The following is an 18,705-nucleotide window of genomic DNA, read 5'->3' on the forward strand; positions in this document are numbered from 1 at the left end:
CGGTTAAGCATTATTATATCTCCGAAAGGTTTTCTCATGACATTAAATGGTCACTTACATTTTTATGTGGGCACCTATACCGATTCACCAAGTCAAAGTCATGGTATCGCATGTGTCTCTCTCGATTCGACTACTGGTTTACTGACAATCAATCACGACCTCGTGCCAGACGCGATGAGAACGACACGCAATCCGTCTTATCTTACGGTTACCGAACATGGCTTATACACCTTTAATGAAGTTGAACGCTTGGAAGGTGCAGAGCTGATTTTTGCTGAAAATACAGACAGCTATGCATTGCCAATTGAAGGCGACTATCCTTGCTATGTCGACATCAAAGCCCCGCTACTTGCTGTGGCCAACTACGGTTCCGGCAATGTAAGTGTTTATCACATTGATGAGCATGGTAAGCCGTTGAAATCTATTGCAGAATTATATGTGGAAGGCAGTGGTCCCAATATTGCTCGTCAAGCCTCGTCTCATGCGCATCAAGCAAAGTTTCTTAATCACACCAAGCAACTTGCTGTGGTCGATTTAGGCACAGATAGTGTCCATTTTTATGACTTTGAAAATGATGGTGAGGCATGCAACTTTTCACTCACACAAAGCGTCGCTATGCCTGCTGGGTCAGGTCCTCGTCATTTGGTTTTCAACCGTGAAGAGTCTATTGCGTACGTGGTGTGTGAATTGTCCGAAACGCTGGTGGTACTTTGCAAGCACGACGAGCAATGGAATCTGACTCAGCAAGTTAAGCTGCTAGCCGATGAAGAAAACAAAGAAGCGGCGTCTGCGATTCGTCTCTCTGCGGATGAGCGTTTTGTCTATGTCTCATGCCGTGCGCAAAACGTGATCAGTACATTTGATGTCACGAGTAATATCCCGGTTCAAATTGCGACGTCCGATTGTGGCGGTAAGTTTCCAAGAGATTTTGTTCTATCCCGTGACGGGCAGTGGATGCTCGTTGCCAATCAACATTCGAATAATGTCGCTAGCTTTCATAGGAATCCGGAAACTGGCGCTATCACTCCAACCGGATACTCGTGTGATGTTGGTGCACCTGTGTGTTTGGTTGAGAAACAATAATTAAGAGAAATAACATGACAATTCATCGTATTAATCCATGCAAACGTTGGTCTGATGTTACGGTATTCAACGGCATTGCCAACTTTGTTGAGGTGGCAGAAGCAGATACCACTGCGGATATGAAAGGGCAAGTACAACAGATTTTCGACCAAACTGAGCAAATGTTAGCCAATGTTGATAGCGATAAGTCACGCATTCTATCTGTGACGATTTACGTGACGGATTTTGCTAACTTTGATGCGCTAAACGAAGTATGGGATACATGGTTCCCTGAAGGGTGCGCACCAAGTCGTGCTTGCGTCAAAGTTGAATTGGCGAATCCTGAACTCTTAGTAGAAATGGCGTTCGTCGCTGCAGCAGGTGAGAAGTACCAATAACCACTCATCGTTAGCTCTTGTCGGGATAATAAAATGCCACTTGTATTGAACAGAGTGGCATTTTTGTTGATGTCTCTTTGGGCTTTTAGCTAGTTAGTGCGATCTAGTCTAATCGAGCGATTTCTTAGAGCGCAAAGAGGCGACGACTAAGCTCACCACGGTGAAACCAAGCACAAGATTAATGATAGCTTTGCTAAGCTAACCCTTTTTTATCCTCTTGACTTCCCTAGCTGAAATCCCCTAATCTGGTTGTCTCATTTCTTTAGGAGAGTACGCCCACATGAACAACTGAGCCTGTTATCCATTTTTTCATTTATTTTTGGATCGACAGGGTTAGTCGGCGTAGCTCACTTTCCGATCATTCTTTGCCTCATTACCCGCATAGCTCTTCAATCAGGGTGTGTGTTGGCTTTGAATCTTATTTTCGTTATAGCTTAGCGGCGGCGATTGTCCCTGACTTACAGGAGGCAAATCATGCCAGTTTTACAGGCTGATAATATCAGCTATCAATTTGATAATGGCGATAGGTTGTTTGCGTCATTGTCGTTTACCATTAAAAGTCAGCGTATCGGTTTAGTTGGCCGTAACGGGGTAGGCAAATCGATATTGGCGGCGATATTAAGCGGTGATCTACTACCATCGAGCGGCACGATAACCCGAGCGAAGTCGATGGCCATTTATCGTCAGCAAGCTTCGCACTTATTAGCTAGCGACCTGTCTATTGCTCAGTTTTTAGGTAAAGCCGATGTACTTGAAGCGCTAAAACATGTTGAGTCCGGTGATTGCTCAGCGCATTGGTTCGATGTGATTGGCGAGCAGTGGGATTTGCCGCAGCAACTGACAAAGCAACTAAACGCCATCGGGTTACCGGCTGATCCTCACTTTGCTTGCGCACAGCTGAGCGGTGGACAGTTGGCGCGATTGCAGCTTTGGCAACTGTTGAGTAGTCCGTTTGAATTACTGATCCTTGATGAGCCTTCTAACCATCTTGATGGGGCGGCCAAGCAGTGGTTGCTTGAGGCGATGCGGGCTTTCAAGGGAGCGATTTTGCTGATTAGCCATGACCGTTTATTCTTGCGAGAGATGGAGGAGATTTGGCAGTTATCTAGCCTTGGTCTGCAAATCTTTGGCGGAAATTATGATGTGTACGCCGAGCAAAAGCGTTACGAGTCGCAGGCGTTAGAGCGCCAGCTTTCCAATCTTGACAAGCAGCAACGGCAATTAATGATACAAGCGCAGCGAAATCGTGAAAAAGCACAGCAAAGAGCAGCGCAAGGGAACAAATTACGTAAATCGGGTAGTCAGGCGACAAGCTTATTGGATTTTCAGCAAGATAGAGCCACCGCGCGTAGCGCCAATCGCACTAAAAATCAGCAGCGGCGTCAAGTTCATTTAGAGACTAAACAACAAGCATTAAAGGCGAGGAAAGAGTCGATAAGTCAGCAAAAACTCTATTTGGCGGATACCGTTAATCGACCGCGTCATGCCGTTGCCTTGTTCGATGCGGTATTGGCTTTCGGGCGCAATCAACCCATCAACTGGCAAGTGAAAGTGGATGAAAAAATTCACCTTATTGGCGCTAATGGCAGTGGTAAATCAACCTTGTTGAAAACCTTACTCGGCCAGCTTTCACTTAAGCAAGGCTCGCTGCAACGGAGCGCGCCAATCTATTATCTTGATCAACATTTCGCGGTGATTGTGCCGCAATTGTCAATGCTCGATAACCTGCTAGAGCAATGTGATGGTATGAAAGCGGGAGAAGCTAGAACATTGCTCGCGGGTATTGGCTTTCGTCGTGAGTGTGTCTTTCGTCTTGGCGGGACTTTAAGCGGCGGTGAGAAGATGAAATTAGCCATGTTGATTGCCAGTCATCAACCGCAGCAGCCATTACTGCTACTTGATGAACCGGATAATCATCTTGATTTGGATTCTAAAATCATCCTAGCTCAAGCTTTATATGATTATCGTGGCGGATTTATTCTCGTCAGTCATGATGATGATTTTGCCACAGATTCGGGAGTGAAGAGGCAAATTGAGCTGTGATGAGAGAATATTGATTTTTATAACAGTGGATGCCTAAGAAAAATAAGGAGTGACTTTAAGTCACTCCTTTTGTAATCAGACCATGGTACTCAAGCAATTACTGCATCCACATTCGAGCGGAACGTGCAGGGATTGATAACATGTGGTAACGGTTATTAACGATAAACTCGTCATCGCTTAATACATCTTGATAAGCGCGATACCAATTGAATTCATGTTGATAGGTATCGATGGTGATGGGCTTCGCTTCTCCACATTTATTGATGCCGACCACCCCTTGTTTGCCACGCTTGAACACCAGCAAGCATGGGTCGCTATGTATCATGGTCATCGATTGGCCTTGCATTGCGTTATGAAAACGTAACATTTTCAGCATAGTCGGTTGATTCCAAACGTTCGCCCAGCGACCATTATCTCTATCTTCGTTCGCCGCAAGGGCATCGCTGTAAATCAGCGGCGTGCCGCCGTCTTTACCTAGGATATAGGCATAAGCGAGCTGTTCATCTTGCGGATCGAGGATCTGATAACGAAAGCCATCATTGGTCGGAATGTCATGGGTGATAGTAAAGGTAATCGCTCGTGCATTATCCAAGGCTTGTCCATAAGCGTGTGGATCATGCAATAAGGTCATGGAACCCTGATAGGAAAACGCGGCGCGAATGGAGGCAAACAGTGGGAAGTCATAAGCGGCATGGTTAGTGTTATTTAAATAAGGGGCCAGAAACCCATCATAAGTGGCATCACCTAGGCCACCACTGGTGATCACTTCGCCAAAAACATGCATATCGGCAATAATATCAGGGGTAAACACTTGATCGATGTGGTATTGACTCATGTGTTTCACAGCATCAATGCGAAAGCCGCTGATACCAATTTGCTTTAGTGCGCGTAGGTAGGCTTTTTGCTGTTCAAGTACCCAATCGTTGGCTGCTAAATCGGGTAAGCCGCGATCTCCCGGGCCACCGCATAAACGCCAATATTGCACGTGACCTGGGTTACTCCAATCGGTAATACAACCTTCAGGATGAAAATCATAGGCTGAGAACAGGTTTTGGGTTAAATCACCAAACAGGGTTTGCTGTTGGTAGTAGCTCGCTTGATTCGCGTAGTTGGTCAATATTTCACTACCTGGATAGTTGAGGTCGCTGCGCTTCCAAGTTTCGTTCGCCATATGATTGAGCACCACATCAGCATAAACGCCAACGCCATAAGTACGTAGGGTATTAACCATGGTTTTAAAATCGGTTTTGTTGCCGATTGGTGAGTCAATCACTCGAAGATCTTGAGGTTGATAGCGTGCCCACCATTCGTTGCCACTGGATTTCATCGCTGGTGAAACCAGCACGTTCTTGTAACCCGCTGCGGCAATGTGCTCTGCGTTGGCAGTCACATCACTATATTTCCAGTTAAAAGCATGCAAGATGGCGTCAGCTTGCACGCTGGTGGTAAAACCTGCGCTGATCAGCGCAGCGTAAGCAATAAGGTACGATGGTTTCATTAGATGCTTCTCTTATTATTATAAAATCGAGAGAAATCATATAAAAGTCATTCTTTCTGTGAATGACTTGGTTGGGAATCATTGATCCAATTCAAACTGTGTAGGGCGGTAAATAGCAAAATTGTGGCACAGCTGAAAATTTGTACCATGTTTGACAAGCTTCTGGTATGACAACAAAAAGTGATGTTACTCAAACTTTATCTTCTGTCCTCTATTTATCGATCATTGGATGGCTTCACACTTACCCATCTCTTCGATTCAAGTACCAAGAGTGATCAGCTATCGTACGGTAAGTTCTAACTGTAATGACTATTGAGATATCCCCTTTCTACTTGAAGCTGCAGCGGTGTTGGCTACGTTCATCCCAATCGCATAGTTTGCCTATGCTCATGGGGATTCACTCACTTGCCGCCTACCTGCAACTTCAAGTCGTTTGGGTATAGTATTTTTTGCAAAAACGCGGATAATCTTGCTAAATCACAGACAAAGAAGAAATAACCCATGACTAATTTTCAATATTACTTTCATCCACTCCCTTGTTTTAACTGTAAAAAAACCACAGTGAGTACTGATTTGGGTTGGTTAACGGCAACGATGAAAGAGGACGTATTAGCACAAGTGGCGACAATCACGGCGCAAGACAGCATCGAACCGGATCTTTCGGTTAAGGTGACGTGCACGAAAGACGAAGCGCGTGATTATTTGTTGCTTAACTTCTTTGGTTACTCTGAAGAAGAGCTTGCTGATCAAGTTGAAGCCGAAGATGAGCGAGAAGTGGCGGATGAGATCGCAGAGCTATTGGTCGAGGGTAGCGAGTCGATTGACTTTGAACACGAAATCGCCCTACAAAGTTGTACTAATTGTGATATTGATGACGAGTAAAATTCAGCACTAATTGGCGTATCATCCATCATCTTATCTTGATTTAAGGCGTTAGCAGATTCAAGTTTGCTGGCGCCTTGTTGACGGCTACATAAAGTTAAGCTGCATTAGAGGTGTGTGATTGTTTAAAAACAAGGATGAGATAGACTCAAGAAAAGTCTATCGTATGTGTTAATTAGCCTCGTCAGCAAGCATCATGGAAACGCTGAACATATTGAGCCGGTGTTAATCCTCGATGTTTTTTAAACATTCGATTGAAACTCGCTATATTAGTATAGCCTAATCTTTGTGCGATGATATCGATGGTTATGCCATGTGTTAGTAAGTTTACGGCTTGATTACTTAAAACATAGCCGCAAACCGTAGAAAAATTTAATCCTTGAGCATGCAGATGTCTTTGTAATTGTTGTTCTGAAATCGATATCAAGTCTGCGACTCGTTTTAAGGTCGGTAGGCCGTAGTGACAGCTGTAATTGATGAGCTCGTAGATCGATTTTAGCTCATCTTCCGGTACTGGCATATTCAGTAGATCGTCGAGATCAGAAAAATTCATGGCAAGACGTTTATTCGTCATGCGTTTTTTTTGCCTTACGGCTAGTCGATCATCAGAATGAAGCCACACTTCAGTTTTATTGTGGTTCCAACCGACATCACAACCAAAGTAATCTTGATATAAAGCAGGATTAGTGCGTGAACCAGATAACATCACGCGACGAGGTTTAAACTCTTTTCCTAGATATTCTCGGATAACTTTGGTCATAAATACTGCAATTCGAATGCTGTCATGCACTCTGACGTTGGGATCAACAAATGGATTTTCATAGGTCCATTTTACAATTGGTCCTATTTGAGATCCCGCGAGAAAGACGCCAGATTGGAGGCAGCTTATGCCGTAGTTAATGCGCCGAATGGTGCTGGATAAATCATGACCAGAGAAAAGCCAGCGTCCAATCGGGCCAAGTTTCTCAATATCCAGATCTTTGCTTAGTTTTAGAATGAAATCAGGTTCGGTAAAATGAGCTAAGTTAGTATAAAGTCGATTCAATTCTGTTTGAGGGATGAGGTTCATCGCATGATGAAAAACAGAGTCTGGGATACCCAATTGTTCTTGTGATAAACCATACATACGCTTTGCACTGTGATGCAAATTAATGAAAGAGATAGCACGAGCAAAACGAACCGATTTAATTTCCATAACTACCAATTACATCATAATTCTATGGATAATGAAGTAATCTGTCACAAGCTGAGTGGATTATCAACTTATGAACACAATAGTGCGAAAATGCACTTTGGGAGAATTAGATGAGTCTGCTTAGTTTACCTTTTGTCGATACTGGCGCTGATACGGCTTTGCATGTGATGGCGACTGTCGTTTTAGTCGTGAGTATCGCGGCGGCAGGGTTTGGTTTTTGGAAAATTCACGAATTGCCGATCAATAAAGCACACAGCAAAGATCATCATCAGTTAGGCCTTATCACGGCACTAACATGGATTGGATTCATTTGGCATTGGGTGTGGGTATTAGCGGTTGTTATTGCTTTTGTTGATATGGATAAAGCAATCATTCACTTGCGTAATACTTGGAAAGGTGTACCAGAGACAGACGCCGAACTGCAGGAGAAGAAGTAATGATTGAAGGTTTAGCGGTATGGGCGCTTTTCATTTATTTGTTACGCATGGTCGGAATGCCTTGGAATAAAGCCACTAAAACGTTCTCTTATATGGGAGGAGTATCTTGGTTAATGTTTGTTTGGGTTGGGTTAATCAATTTTACCCCGATGGATCTCTCAGGTGGTTCTGTAGTGCAATCGCCTCATATTCAACTGCGTCCTGATTCATCCAAGGTTAATGGTAAGGTTGAAAAGATTTTTATTTCACCTAACCAACCGATCAGCAAAGGCCAGCCGATTTATCAGTTGGATGATACACCTTATAAAATTGCGCTTAACCAAGCAGAAGTCATGGTGCAAGCAGCGAAATCCGCTCTTAATGTAGCAAAAAAAGACATCGCTATTGCGCAAGCGAGTCATGAATCTGCACGACAAGAACTTGAAATGTCGAAGAGCCAGTTGGCAGCCGCACGTGCTGAACACCAACTGCAAACTAGCACATTAAGGCGATATGTTGAGCAAAATCGAGTAGCCAATAATACCATTACTCAAAGTGATATCGATAAACAGACAACCGCGGTTGAATTAGCTAAGCATAATATTGCGACGTTGCAATCGTCGTTAAAGAAAAAGGAAGTCGATGCGAATCGAGCAGAATTAGATATTGCTAGGGCTAAATTGACGGTAGAAATGCGCATGACCGATCTCGCTAAAGCAAGAGAACAAGTCGCGAGTGCGCAATGGGATCTCGATAGTACTTTGGTTTATGCGCCTGCCGATGGGTTTGTCACCAACTTTATTTTGCGTGAGGGGCAGCGTGTATCGATGATGCCGAGACTACAAATGTATACCAATGAAAAATACGTGCTGATGAGGGTGAATCACCAAGCTATTCGTAATGTGAAAGTTGGTCAAAGTGCGGAATTTGCTTCTTCCGTCTATCCTGGAAAAATTTTCTCTGCACAAGTGGAAGGTATTGTTGAGGCGACAGGAGAAGCACAGGGAAATCTATTGGGTTGGGATGATTCGATAAGAGTAACCACAGGTAAGAACTTAGCCAATAAACATCACTTTGTTCGTTTAAAAATCGAGGAACCTGAAGGTTATGATTTACCTGTTGGTTCGGTCGGTTTGGCTTGGGTCAGCGGCGAAAAACCGATAGGTTTCCTTTCTTTTCTTGATGTGATCCGCGGTATCGTTATTCGTATGAAATCTCAGTTGTATTTCTTCTATTCAATTTAGGGGATCTTGACTTCGCGGGATGGTTTGGTAGTGATTTGTCGGCTCTTTATATAATTCAGTGCTGTAAAAGATGGTCTACTTCACCTGAGGAAGACAATAGCACCGTAGAGCAGACCGACAGGCGCTGCCCAGCAAGCTAGATTAAAAGTATGGTGATTGGTGGGCGATAAAAAGTTTTTTACTTTACAAACGGTGGGTGTTTTTGGTCGTTATGTTATATCAATGATCTAAGGTAATAGATCCTACGTAGAACTTTAATGTGACCAATTATCAAATCAAGGAATGGCTTAATGTTTTCAATATTTAAATCTGACCCAAGCAAAAAGCTCAGAAAGCAACATGCTCTGAAGCTCGAAAATGCGATGCTGGCGCAGAGAAAAGGGGATATTCGTACTTACTCGCAGCTCACCTTTGAAGCGGATGAGATGTACAAGCAGATTGAGCGTCTAGAAGCTGAACAAAAGTAATACTGAGAGCGCTTTAGTACCCAGTACTTAATCGCCTCTTTCTAATGCTAATAAGCCTGCTTTGCGCTCTATACCTCCCGCATAGCCCGTTAGTTTGCCATTTTTTCCAATCACTCTATGGCAGGGAACGATAATGGAAAGTGGATTTTTTCCGTTGGCTAATCCTACCGCTCTGACGGCTTTCGGGTTACCGATTGCTTCAGCCAACTGTTGATAGCTCCATGTCTCGCCATAAGGAATTTTGCCCAATGCTTGCCAAACCGATCGCTGGAATGGTGTTCCTGTGGCGGCTAAAGGCAAACAAAATTGGGTGCGCTGGCCAGCAAAATATTCCTCTAGCTGCTGTATGGTGTCGATAAGTAATGGGCAGTGTGCGGACTCGATACCTAAGTCTGTTGGCATGGTGGTTTCGGTAGCAAACCAAGCACCCAATAATCCTTGTCGACAAGCCTGTAGCGTCATGACTCCAAAAGGGCTTTGGTAATGGGTGAAAGTATTCATGGTAGTGACAGCCTCGATGTGGTGTTCAGTCTTAGATTGATGATTTTTCTTTGTTTAGTTTATCCATTACCCACAAACATACGAGTTATTTTTATCCCTTAATGCCTTCCTGTCGCTGCCTATGGTAAAGAAAGTGTGTTCAAAAAGCGTTCAGTCTTTTTCTCACAAGTCACAAAAAAAACATTCATAAGTTATCCCCCTGTTCTATGCTGATAGTAATAATAAAAACAATACGGCTTAATTTATTTTCGTTGATAAAGACAAAGAGGCGGTGTTATGACTATCAACAATACTATGAAGCTCGTATTTGCTGTCATTGGTGCGGGTATTATTATCAGTGTATTGACAGTACTACAGCTCAATGGATTAATGCACCAAGTCGAACATATGGCGCAAGTTCGTTACCAATCCTATCAAGCGGCAGATGAACTTCGTCAAAGCTCTGATGATTTAACCCGTTTAGGACGTACTTATGTCGTCACCGGTGATGAAAAGTACGAAAAAATGTATATGGATATTTTAGATATTCGTAACGGAAACAAACCCCGTCCAGAAAATTACCACACCATTTATTGGGATCTTGTTTTACAACATGGTCAAAAACCGAAACGAGATGGTAAGGCTATTTCGCTTAATCAAATGATGAGTGATTTAGGCTTTACTGAACAAGAGTTTCGCTTACTGAGAGAAGCTCAAGCTAACTCCGATGCCTTAGTCAATATGGAAGTCAAAGCCATGAATGCGGTTAAAGGACTGTTTGCTGATGCGAGTGGGAATTATACCGTCAGAAGAGCGCCGGATCGTAATATGGCCATCGAGTTATTACACAGTAATCAATACCATCAAGAAAAAGCCAAAATCATGGCTCCAATTGATAAGTTTTTTACTGAACTGGAGAATCGTACCAGTCAACAGATGAATGAGGCCGCACAGAAAGTAAAAAATACGGTGTTGATCGGTAATATCTCATTAGTGATTGTCTTTGTGATTGCCATTCTTGGCTACTTCATTGTCAATCGTAAGGTCGTGAAACCGATAGACAGCATGGCAACCTTGCTCCAAAAAGTCGATAAGGATTCAGATTTAACCCTACGAGTGGATGATAAGAGTAATAATGAACTCGGGATCATTGGTTCGACTATCAACAAAGTCTTGGTTAGTTATTCTTCGACCATTACCAAAATTAACCAAGTTAACCATACTATCTCTGCTATCTCAGACACGATTCGTGATGTGACTGAGCAAAATGCAAAAGTGGCGAATCAGCAGAGCCAAGAGCTAGAAATGGCGGCTACCGCTATGGAAGAGATGACCTCGGCACTGTCTACCGTTGCTGAAAGTACTACGATGGCTGAGCAGTACGCCGGTAGTGCAGAAAAAGAAGCCAGTACCAGTAAGCAGGTATTTGATAAAACGACTCATGAGTTTGGTGAGCTGGAAAGCGAATTTACCAAAACGTCTGAGGTGATTCAGCAATTGGCGAATGAATCGAATAATGTTGGTAATGTGCTTGACGTCATTAAGGCTATTGCCGAACAAACCAACTTACTAGCATTGAATGCGGCGATTGAGGCGGCTCGTGCCGGTGAGCAAGGGCGTGGGTTTGCGGTGGTTGCTGATGAAGTTCGCTCTCTTGCCCAGCGAACTCAACAGTCAACGGGTGAAATTGAAACCATGATTTCTGCGCTGCAAGAAAAAGCAGAGCAGTCTACCAAAACCATTCGTTCCAGTGCCGATAAAATGCAATCGACACGCACGAATATGTCTACCGCTAATGAAGCATTGGGTACCATACAAAACTCGGCCATTGAAATCCATAAGCTTAATACCTCTATTGCCTCGGCAACGGAAGAGCAGTTAACAGTGAGTGATGAGATATCGAGTAATCTCAGTAATATTAAATCACTATCTTCTGATATGAATATTGCCATCAATCAACTTGGTCCAGTGGTTAGGGATTTGCAGCACAATGTTGATGATTTAAATGCTGCGATTAAACATATTCGAACTTAATAAGTTGATGCATAAGCCTATTAATCATATTGACCCTCATAAGAGGGTCGATTTATAAACAGATAGAGAGTGTTTCATTTGATTTTTAATCATTGGTGAGCTTTATTAAGCTCGATGATATTAAAGAGTGCTGTATTTATTTTTCCGGTTTCTTCACCGTTGAATAACAAAAAATAGATAAAGGAATTAGCCATGTCACAACAACAAAAATTCCGTTTAGTCACGAGAAGTGACTTTGATGGTTTGGTGTGCGCTGTATTGCTCAAACAGCTTGAGTTGATTGATGAGATTAAGTTTGTACACCCGAAAGATATGCAAGATGGACTGATAGAGATTACCGAACACGATATTGTTACCAATTTACCTTATGTTAAAGAAGCGCATATGGTGTTTGACCATCATTTATCAGAAACCATTCGTAATCAAGGCGCTCGACCTAATCATGTTATTGACCCGAATGCACCTTCTGCCGCGCGTGTAGTATGGGATCATTATGGGGGGAAGTCCGTATTTCCAGAACGATGGATAGAGATGATGGCGGCGGTTGATAAAGGCGATTCGGCTCAATTTACTCGCGATGAAGTGCTCGATTCTCAAAGTTGGAACTTATTAAATTTCTTGATGGATGCTCGCACTGGGCTCGGCCGATTCAAAGAGTTTCGAGTATCCAACTATAACTTAATGATGAATTTGATTGAGAATTGTCGTACCCAAAGTATTGAACAAATTTTGGTACTGCCTGATGTGCAGGAGCGGGTAGAGCTTTATCGCGAGCATGAAGTCAAATTTAAAGAACAGATTCAACGTTGTGGAAAAGTCTATCGCAATCTTGTTTTATTGGATTTAACCAATGAAGAGGTGATTTACGCCGGTAATCGATTCATTATTTATGCGCTCTTTCCTCACTGTAATATCTCGATTCACAAAATGTGGGGTTTTCAACAGCAGAATATTGTTTTTGCTACTGGTAAATCGATTTTTGATCGTAGTTCCAAAACCAATGTTGGTGCGTTAATGCTCAAATACGGTGGCGGCGGTCATCATGCTGCTGGAACGTGTCAAATTCCCTTATCTGAAGCAGACCGTGTACAAGAAGAATTGATCAAACAAATTAATTTAGACGGTTAGGTTTGTCTCTGGAAAATAACAAACAGGGTACTTAGTACCCTGTTTGTTGTATTAATATTAGAGACTAACAGCCATTACGAGATAGCCAGTTATAGGCGGCTCTTGCTTGAACTATCCCCCAACCGTAAAAATTATCTCTACCTGCGGCACCACGATCGAGAGCCGTTTGACTGAGTGACTGACGGATTCGCTCTGGTCGACATTGTGGAAAGTGACTCCAAACCAGCGCTGCGACACCTGCAACGTGAGGAGAAGCCATTGAGGTTCCGCTATAGCTTAAGTAGCCGCCATTATTTCCCGTGGATAAAACATTCACCCCGGGCGCTGAAAGCTCAACTTGTGAATTGAACTGTGAGAAGTTAGCCACATTACCACTTGAGTTAACCGCCGCAACTGAGACCACTGCATCATAAGACGCCGGGTATGAGAAGCCGCTGTTTCCTGAGTTACCTGCTGCTGCAACTAAGAGCATCCCTTGTTGGTAAAAGTTACGCATTGCGTTTTGTTCGGTTACGCTGCCTTGGCTACCACCTAAACTCATATTTACCACATGACTGCCTGCACTTTGACAAGATTGGATAGCTTGAATCAAATCCGAAGCGCGAGTCCAGACACCGGAATCGTTAAAGATTTTTACGTTGTGTAGGCCGACTAAGCCAGACGGTAGGACTCCGACAACCCCCACATTATTATCTAGGGCGACAATCGTTCCTGCAACGTGAGTTCCATGGCCATTGCCATCAGTGAACCATGAGCCATGGCCAGCGAAAGTGCTGCCTGTGACACCAGCGCTGGGTAAATCTACGTGGTTGCGTAAATAGCCTGAATCGATTACACAAACTTTACGATTAGCTGCATAGACGTCAGAGAGTTGATCCGCTTGTACCATACGGATTCCGTATGGCGTTTGCTGTGCGTAAGGTTCAATCTCTGCATCGAATAAGTAACGTATTGGATCAACTTCGATCATCGCCACATCAGGATTATCGAGCAATTGCTTGGCTTGACTTGGCGTCATTTCAACCACAGAAGTATGTAATGACTCGAGGTGATTGATTACGGTTACTTGCTCTGTGCTTAATATATCAGCGGCTTTTTGCAGTGAGAAGTCAGTTTCCGTTAAGCCGTTTTGACTCATCCGCATAGGCCCGCTGGTTGCCCCAGGCACGTAGGTAACAAAATAGCGTTGTTCTGTTTGATGATTTTCAACGGCAACAGAGGGGGTAAAACTCGGTACTTCTTGATCCTTGAGCTGAGATGCAACTGCCAGTGAGATTGATGTTGGCAATAATAATCCAGCCAGTACTGTACGTTTGAAATTTTTCTTAAACATTTTTTTATCCTTGTAAAATGTTAGTGGCGAATACCACCCATCAAGGATCATAACAATGGCAGTCATTCGCCAGTTTTACCGTTTATTAATAAAGCTATTATTAGGCGGGTGAATGTGTTTGTTTTTATTTACCATATTGTTAATGGTTAGTTAATTTTATGATATTGATAGATTATTAAGTAAATAAAACTGTACGTTTTTTGGTCTTATTGATTTACGGCATGGCGATTTGTAATGATTATTTATCTATTATAAATCGCATAAATATCTATGAAATGGCAGCAAAAAACCGAAAGCTTTGCTTTCGGTTTTAGGGAAACGAAATACTGAGATTAACGAGTGGGGTAAATGGTTAAAGGCTCTAACGTGACCAGTGCGTTATTGGTTGTTCCTGGATGGTCGATGTAAGGCTTGTCTTGTTGAATGGTATAGAAAACATCAACAAAGTCATCATCGTTAGTCAGCAGGCCGCTCGGGATAGCATCGATAATTTTACCAGTGATATTGGCAATCACTGAATATCCTTGAGCTTCAAGATCAGGAATTGACTGTAGGACTTTTTCTGCCGCTTCAACTAACAGTTTGGCTAGCTCTTTGTAGTCGGTACCACTGTCTTGCTCCATTAATACAATATCAACCGCTCCCCAACGATAGCGCGACCAATGGATCATCACTTGGTTAGGATAGTAATCGATCTTGTCATAATCTAAATAAGGCATATCAACCACATCAATCGTCGGTTTATCACGATTAGGATCAACGCCTGTAACGAGAGCATAAATCTCAGCTTTACCTAAAATCCAAGGCTCTTTGTCATCTTCAAGACGAATTTTCTTCAATACCGTGGTTGAAAGTGGTTGGCTTTCGGATTTATTCGACACATTGAGGTTACGTGCTTGAGATGTGGACAGGAGATCGTCAGATTGATTGATAGGCTGTTGCCCCAATTTTTGCAATTCCTGACGCATAGCTTGTAAGCCTGCCTGTAGCGATTTTGCGCTGTTATTGTCTACAACAAATACAGGAAAACTTGGTAACTGATAGACATCCAGTTGGTGGATATTACCATAGATATCAAATGCTTCAATAAACTGCCATGTTTGCTCATTACCTTTGGGTTCAAAGGCGAATAATGGCAGTTGCCCTTGTTGTAGATCTTTGAGCATAGTACCGTCAGCTAAACGAAGCTCTAATAACTCATCGGTGAACGCCTCTATACCTTGTAACGTACGAATCGTTTCATCCGCTTGTTTAACACGAGCTCTTAGTGTTGGACTTTGACCGTCACTCACTAAATCGGCAATTGAAACACTTAAATTGTCATTATTCAGTGTGCTCTGTAGTGAGTTTGAATATAAATTATAATGTTGACTTAAATAGTAGGCGATATCGCGTTTTTCATTACTGATAGCATCAGCGCGTGAAGCACTATCATCTTCGGATTTACAACCCAGTAGGGCAAGGGCCAGTCCGGCAATTAGGATTATTTTTTTTATCATAAGAAGCTCTTTATGGCAGCAAATAAAACGGAGGTTTCGCGGTGAATTTAACATAATGATTGATTCCGTCAATCATATTGGCCAAGCAAATATTGAACGAAGATCAAGCATTAGACTTTTAGCTCTAAAATGTCCATTTAAATCAAATCTCTAACCTGAAAATTTTTCATGTTGTATTTGAAGCTTATTCACTATGATCTTGCTCACAGTATGCTTCAATGCTTTAACCAATAAAGCAGTATGGATACAAGATCATGAGCACATTTACCCTTCTTGATGGCGGCATGGGCCGCGAATTAAAACGCATTGGCGCGCCGTTTTCCCAGCCGCTATGGAGCGCCCAAGCGCTGATTGAATCCCCAGAGTATGTTCGTATAGCCCACCAGAGTTTTATTGATAGTGGTGCCGATATTATTACTGTCAATAGTTATGCTTGCGTGCCCTTTCATTTAGGCGAAGCACTGTATCGCAGCGATGGTGCAAGATTAGCCCGTTTAGCAGCGCAAATTGCCGCTGAGGTTGCACAGCAAGCGCCACATACTGTGCAAGTGGCAGGCTCAATTCCGCCGGCAATGGGTAGTTATCGCCCCGATCTGTTTCAAGTGCAGCCAGCACAAGCGATCACCCAAACCCTGTATGCGGCTCAAGAGCCTTATGTTGATATTTGGATTGCCGAGACCATTGCCAGCCTAGAAGAGTTGAGTATGATTCAACAGGTCTTAGAGCAATCAAGTAAGCCTTGTTATTACGCGTTTACTTTGCAAGATGACAGCGATGTGGCGCTGCTGCGTTCTGGAGAGTCGGTAGGGGATGCGGCTCAGCAAGTTGCTGCAACAGGAGGGGCTGGGATTTTATTCAACTGTTCAGTACCTGAAGTGATGGCGGATGCTATTTCGCAAGCGAAAAGTGCTTTGAATGGGCGTGAAAAAGAGATCGAGATTGGGGTATATGCCAATAGCTTTGCGCCAATTAAAGCGCAACATGCCGCTAATCAAACCGTTCAGGCGATGCGTGAGTTCAGCGCGCAAGATTACCTTGAGTTTGCCCAGCAGTGGTATGGATTAGGCGCAACCGTAATTGGTGGCTGCTGCGGTATTACCCCAACCCATATTCGTGCTTTACAGGATTGGAGGCAGGCGCTTGAAAAATCTTAACTATGGCTTGGCTTTCCCGGCGATTATTTTGGTACTGGTGTTACTGACCGTTTCAGCGCTTTATCCTACCAGCTCACAAGCGATGGCTGGACAAGCGATGGCGTGGGTGAGTCACTGGTTCGGTTGGTTGGTGCAACTAGCCAGTTTGGCGTTAGTCGGTTTTTTACTTTGGCTCGCCTTTTCAAAACATGGCCAAATCCGCCTCGGTGATGAAAAAACCGAATACAGCAATTTTTCTTATGGTGGGATGATTTTCACCGCTGGTGTTGGCGCATCCTTAATTTACTGGGCGATTGGTGAGCCGATGTATTACCTGCAATCGCCGCCTCTATTTGCTGAAGCGAATAGTTACCCAGCCGCCGCTTGGGCTGTGACCTATTCGATTTTCCATTGGGGGATCACTGGCTGGGCCATTTACTGTTTCCCCGCGATTCCTTTTGCCTATGCTTTTTATGTGCAGAAAAGGCGTACTCTAAAAGTGTCGAGTCTATGTTCATCCGTAGTCGGCAATCACCCGCTGGTCAGTAAAAGTATCGATCTGTTGTCGATTTTTGGCACGCTGGCCGCTTTTGCTAGCTCATTGGCGTTAACGGTGACGCTGGTGAGTACAGGGGTTGCCGATTTATTGGCGATCAATAACAGCCTTGGTTTACAAGGGACGATTATTGCGTTGTTTGTTAGCTCATTAGTCGCGGTGATGCTGGTGGGCTTTAATCAAGGCATTAATCAAATTTCAAACTGGACAGTGACCTTGGCGATTGTGTTTGCGCTGTTTGTTCTGCTGGTCACTCAGCCCGTTTTTATCGTCAATAATTTTACCGATTCATTAGGCGTGATGCTAGATAGCTTTTTTAGAATGTCTTTGTGGACCGATCCGGTTCAGCAAAGTGGCTTTGCTGAAGGTTGGACGCAATACTACTGGTTTTGGTATTACGCTTATTTGATCATGATGGGGCTCTTTATCACCCGTATTTCACGTGGTCGTACTATTCAAGAGGTGATCCTTTATACCCTTTCGATGGGCGCTTTAGGCTGCGCATTTTTCATCTCTATCTTCGGTGGTTATGCGGTATGGGCGCAAATGCTAGGCGGCTTACCCGTTCAAGCGTGGATGGCGGAAGGAGGATTAACCTACGCCGTAGTTTCTCTGATCAAAACCTTACCCGGCGGTGGTTGGATTCTCGGTTTGTTTTTAATCATCCAGTTTTTCTTAATGTTGACCACCATGTCGAGCGCCAGTGTCGCCACGGCGATGTTAACCACCAATCAACTTGAACTGAATGGCGATCCTGACAATCGAGTCAAGCTACTCTGGGCGGCGGCTATTGGTTTGATCAGTCTCAGTGTATTTTTAGCGGGCGGCGGCATAGAGACCATTAAATCACTGTGTGTGGTTGCCGGTCTGCCGATGATGTTTATCTATGCCATTATGTTAAAAGGCTTTTTACATACGTTAGGCATTTTACCCAGCCACAGTGAAGCAGAAACGGTGACTGAGCGGCAGATTGTGCTCAGTAAAGCGGAGTAACTGAACCCAAACAAGCCGGAATTAACAACCTAACTCCTATCACTTAGCGTGTTTGGAACGAACTGGGTAGCGAGTTTTACTCATACGAACGGTCCTGGATTTGGGCCGTTTTTTTCGTTCTGGAAGAATGTAACGCTTTACTCGCTCTCGCATTGCCCTCAACTTTTTAGGGATTGAGCCGGGTGAGGCTATCGCACACCACATCAGTTCATCTTGGATATCTCGAAGTGCCATCATAAAGCTTATTCGAAGAGGTGATACCTTGGCTTCTTTCGCAATGCGGCTGATTTCTAAGCGAACCAGATTGTAAGCAATCAGTATTCCCCATACCTCTTGTTCTACCC

General features: G+C 43.6%; 16 protein-coding genes and 1 pseudogene. 11 read left to right on the forward strand and 6 right to left on the reverse strand.

Going from position 1 to position 18,705, the window contains the following annotated elements; translation table 11 throughout:
* Window positions 1-36: 36 nt before the first annotated feature.
* The 3 genes from CAG58_RS08865 (at window position 37) to CAG58_RS08875 (ending at window position 3,503) form a co-directional block, all read left to right on the forward strand.
* On the forward strand, window positions 37-1,083 hold the full coding sequence (locus CAG58_RS08865) for a lactonase family protein (protein WP_161425489.1): 1,047 nt from the start codon (window positions 37-39) through the stop codon (window positions 1,081-1,083).
* A 14-nt stretch (window positions 1,084-1,097) separates the two neighbouring features.
* Entirely contained in the window at window positions 1,098-1,460 is a 363-nt protein-coding gene (locus CAG58_RS08870; RefSeq protein WP_004395525.1) for a RidA family protein, read from the forward strand.
* Between the two features lie 474 nt (window positions 1,461-1,934).
* On the forward strand, window positions 1,935-3,503 hold the full coding sequence (locus tag CAG58_RS08875) for an ABC-F family ATP-binding cassette domain-containing protein (RefSeq protein WP_161425488.1): 1,569 nt from the start codon (window positions 1,935-1,937) through the stop codon (window positions 3,501-3,503).
* Window positions 3,504-3,600: 97 nt separating this feature from the next.
* Here the strand turns inward: CAG58_RS08875 and CAG58_RS08880 are convergent, their stop codons facing one another.
* Window positions 3,601-5,001 carry an alpha-amylase family protein gene (locus tag CAG58_RS08880; protein WP_161425494.1) on the reverse strand — a complete coding sequence of 467 codons (1,401 nt, stop codon included), beginning with the start codon at window positions 4,999-5,001 and terminating at the stop codon, window positions 3,601-3,603.
* 501 nt (window positions 5,002-5,502) lie between these two features.
* On the opposite strand from CAG58_RS08880, the gene CAG58_RS08885 reads away from it, so the two are divergent.
* Entirely contained in the window at window positions 5,503-5,883 is a 381-nt protein-coding gene (locus CAG58_RS08885) for a hypothetical protein (RefSeq protein WP_161429667.1), read from the forward strand.
* Between the two features lie 184 nt (window positions 5,884-6,067).
* Here CAG58_RS08885 and CAG58_RS08890 read toward each other — a convergent pair whose 3' ends face one another.
* Complete coding sequence (locus tag CAG58_RS08890; RefSeq protein WP_161425952.1) at window positions 6,068-7,078, reverse strand: AraC family transcriptional regulator; 1,011 nt, start codon at window positions 7,076-7,078, stop codon at window positions 6,068-6,070.
* A gap of 110 nt (window positions 7,079-7,188) precedes the next feature.
* On the opposite strand from CAG58_RS08890, the gene CAG58_RS08895 reads away from it, so the two are divergent.
* The 3 genes from CAG58_RS08895 to CAG58_RS08905 all read left to right on the forward strand — a co-directional run bounded on the left by CAG58_RS08895 (window position 7,189) and on the right by CAG58_RS08905 (window position 9,205).
* A complete protein-coding gene (locus tag CAG58_RS08895) occupies window positions 7,189-7,515 on the forward strand; it encodes an MFS transporter (protein WP_158138242.1) in 327 nt (108 codons plus the stop codon).
* Entirely contained in the window at window positions 7,515-8,738 is a 1,224-nt protein-coding gene (locus tag CAG58_RS08900) for an HlyD family secretion protein (protein ID WP_161425951.1), read from the forward strand. Before CAG58_RS08895 ends, CAG58_RS08900 begins: the two co-directional genes overlap by 1 nt.
* 290 nt (window positions 8,739-9,028) lie before the next feature.
* Window positions 9,029-9,205, forward strand: a complete 177-nt coding sequence (locus CAG58_RS08905) for a DUF6435 family protein (protein ID WP_161425950.1) — start codon at window positions 9,029-9,031, stop codon at window positions 9,203-9,205.
* A 27-nt stretch (window positions 9,206-9,232) separates the two neighbouring features.
* On the opposite strand, the gene CAG58_RS08910 is transcribed toward CAG58_RS08905, so the two are convergent.
* The gene (locus CAG58_RS08910; RefSeq protein WP_161425949.1) at window positions 9,233-9,706 is read right to left on the reverse strand and encodes a methylated-DNA--[protein]-cysteine S-methyltransferase; all 474 of its coding nucleotides are present in this window, start codon (window positions 9,704-9,706) and stop codon (window positions 9,233-9,235) included.
* Window positions 9,707-9,982: 276 nt separating this feature from the next.
* Between CAG58_RS08910 and CAG58_RS08915 the strand changes: the two genes are divergently transcribed.
* Complete coding sequence (locus tag CAG58_RS08915) at window positions 9,983-11,719, forward strand: methyl-accepting chemotaxis protein (protein ID WP_004395510.1); 1,737 nt, start codon at window positions 9,983-9,985, stop codon at window positions 11,717-11,719.
* Window positions 11,720-11,911: 192 nt separating this feature from the next.
* Entirely contained in the window at window positions 11,912-12,847 is a 936-nt protein-coding gene (locus CAG58_RS08920) for an exopolyphosphatase (RefSeq protein ID WP_161425948.1), read from the forward strand.
* A 64-nt stretch (window positions 12,848-12,911) separates the two neighbouring features.
* Here CAG58_RS08920 and CAG58_RS08925 read toward each other — a convergent pair whose 3' ends face one another.
* Both CAG58_RS08925 and CAG58_RS08930 read right to left on the reverse strand, forming a co-directional pair.
* The gene (locus CAG58_RS08925) at window positions 12,912-14,180 is read right to left on the reverse strand and encodes a S8 family peptidase (protein WP_161425947.1); all 1,269 of its coding nucleotides are present in this window, start codon (window positions 14,178-14,180) and stop codon (window positions 12,912-12,914) included.
* Between the two features lie 332 nt (window positions 14,181-14,512).
* Window positions 14,513-15,679 carry a DUF3103 domain-containing protein gene (locus tag CAG58_RS08930; RefSeq protein WP_161426267.1) on the reverse strand — a complete coding sequence of 389 codons (1,167 nt, stop codon included), beginning with the start codon at window positions 15,677-15,679 and terminating at the stop codon, window positions 14,513-14,515.
* A gap of 254 nt (window positions 15,680-15,933) precedes the next feature.
* Here CAG58_RS08930 and CAG58_RS08935 point away from each other — a divergent pair, with 254 nt between their 5' ends.
* Together CAG58_RS08935 and CAG58_RS08940 are read left to right on the forward strand one after the other, a co-directional pair.
* The gene (locus CAG58_RS08935; RefSeq protein ID WP_161426266.1) at window positions 15,934-16,833 is read left to right on the forward strand and encodes a homocysteine S-methyltransferase family protein; all 900 of its coding nucleotides are present in this window, start codon (window positions 15,934-15,936) and stop codon (window positions 16,831-16,833) included.
* Complete coding sequence (locus tag CAG58_RS08940; protein ID WP_161426265.1) at window positions 16,820-18,361, forward strand: BCCT family transporter; 1,542 nt, start codon at window positions 16,820-16,822, stop codon at window positions 18,359-18,361. Before CAG58_RS08935 ends, CAG58_RS08940 begins: the two co-directional genes overlap by 14 nt.
* Window positions 18,362-18,400: 39 nt before the next feature.
* Here the strand turns inward: CAG58_RS08940 and CAG58_RS08945 are convergent.
* Window positions 18,401-18,705, reverse strand: a pseudogene (locus tag CAG58_RS08945) (IS4 family transposase); the annotation flags it as partial.

Source organism: Vibrio sp. V31_P5A7T61 (assembly GCF_009904895.1).
Taxonomy (GTDB): domain Bacteria; phylum Pseudomonadota; class Gammaproteobacteria; order Enterobacterales; family Vibrionaceae; genus Vibrio; species Vibrio metschnikovii.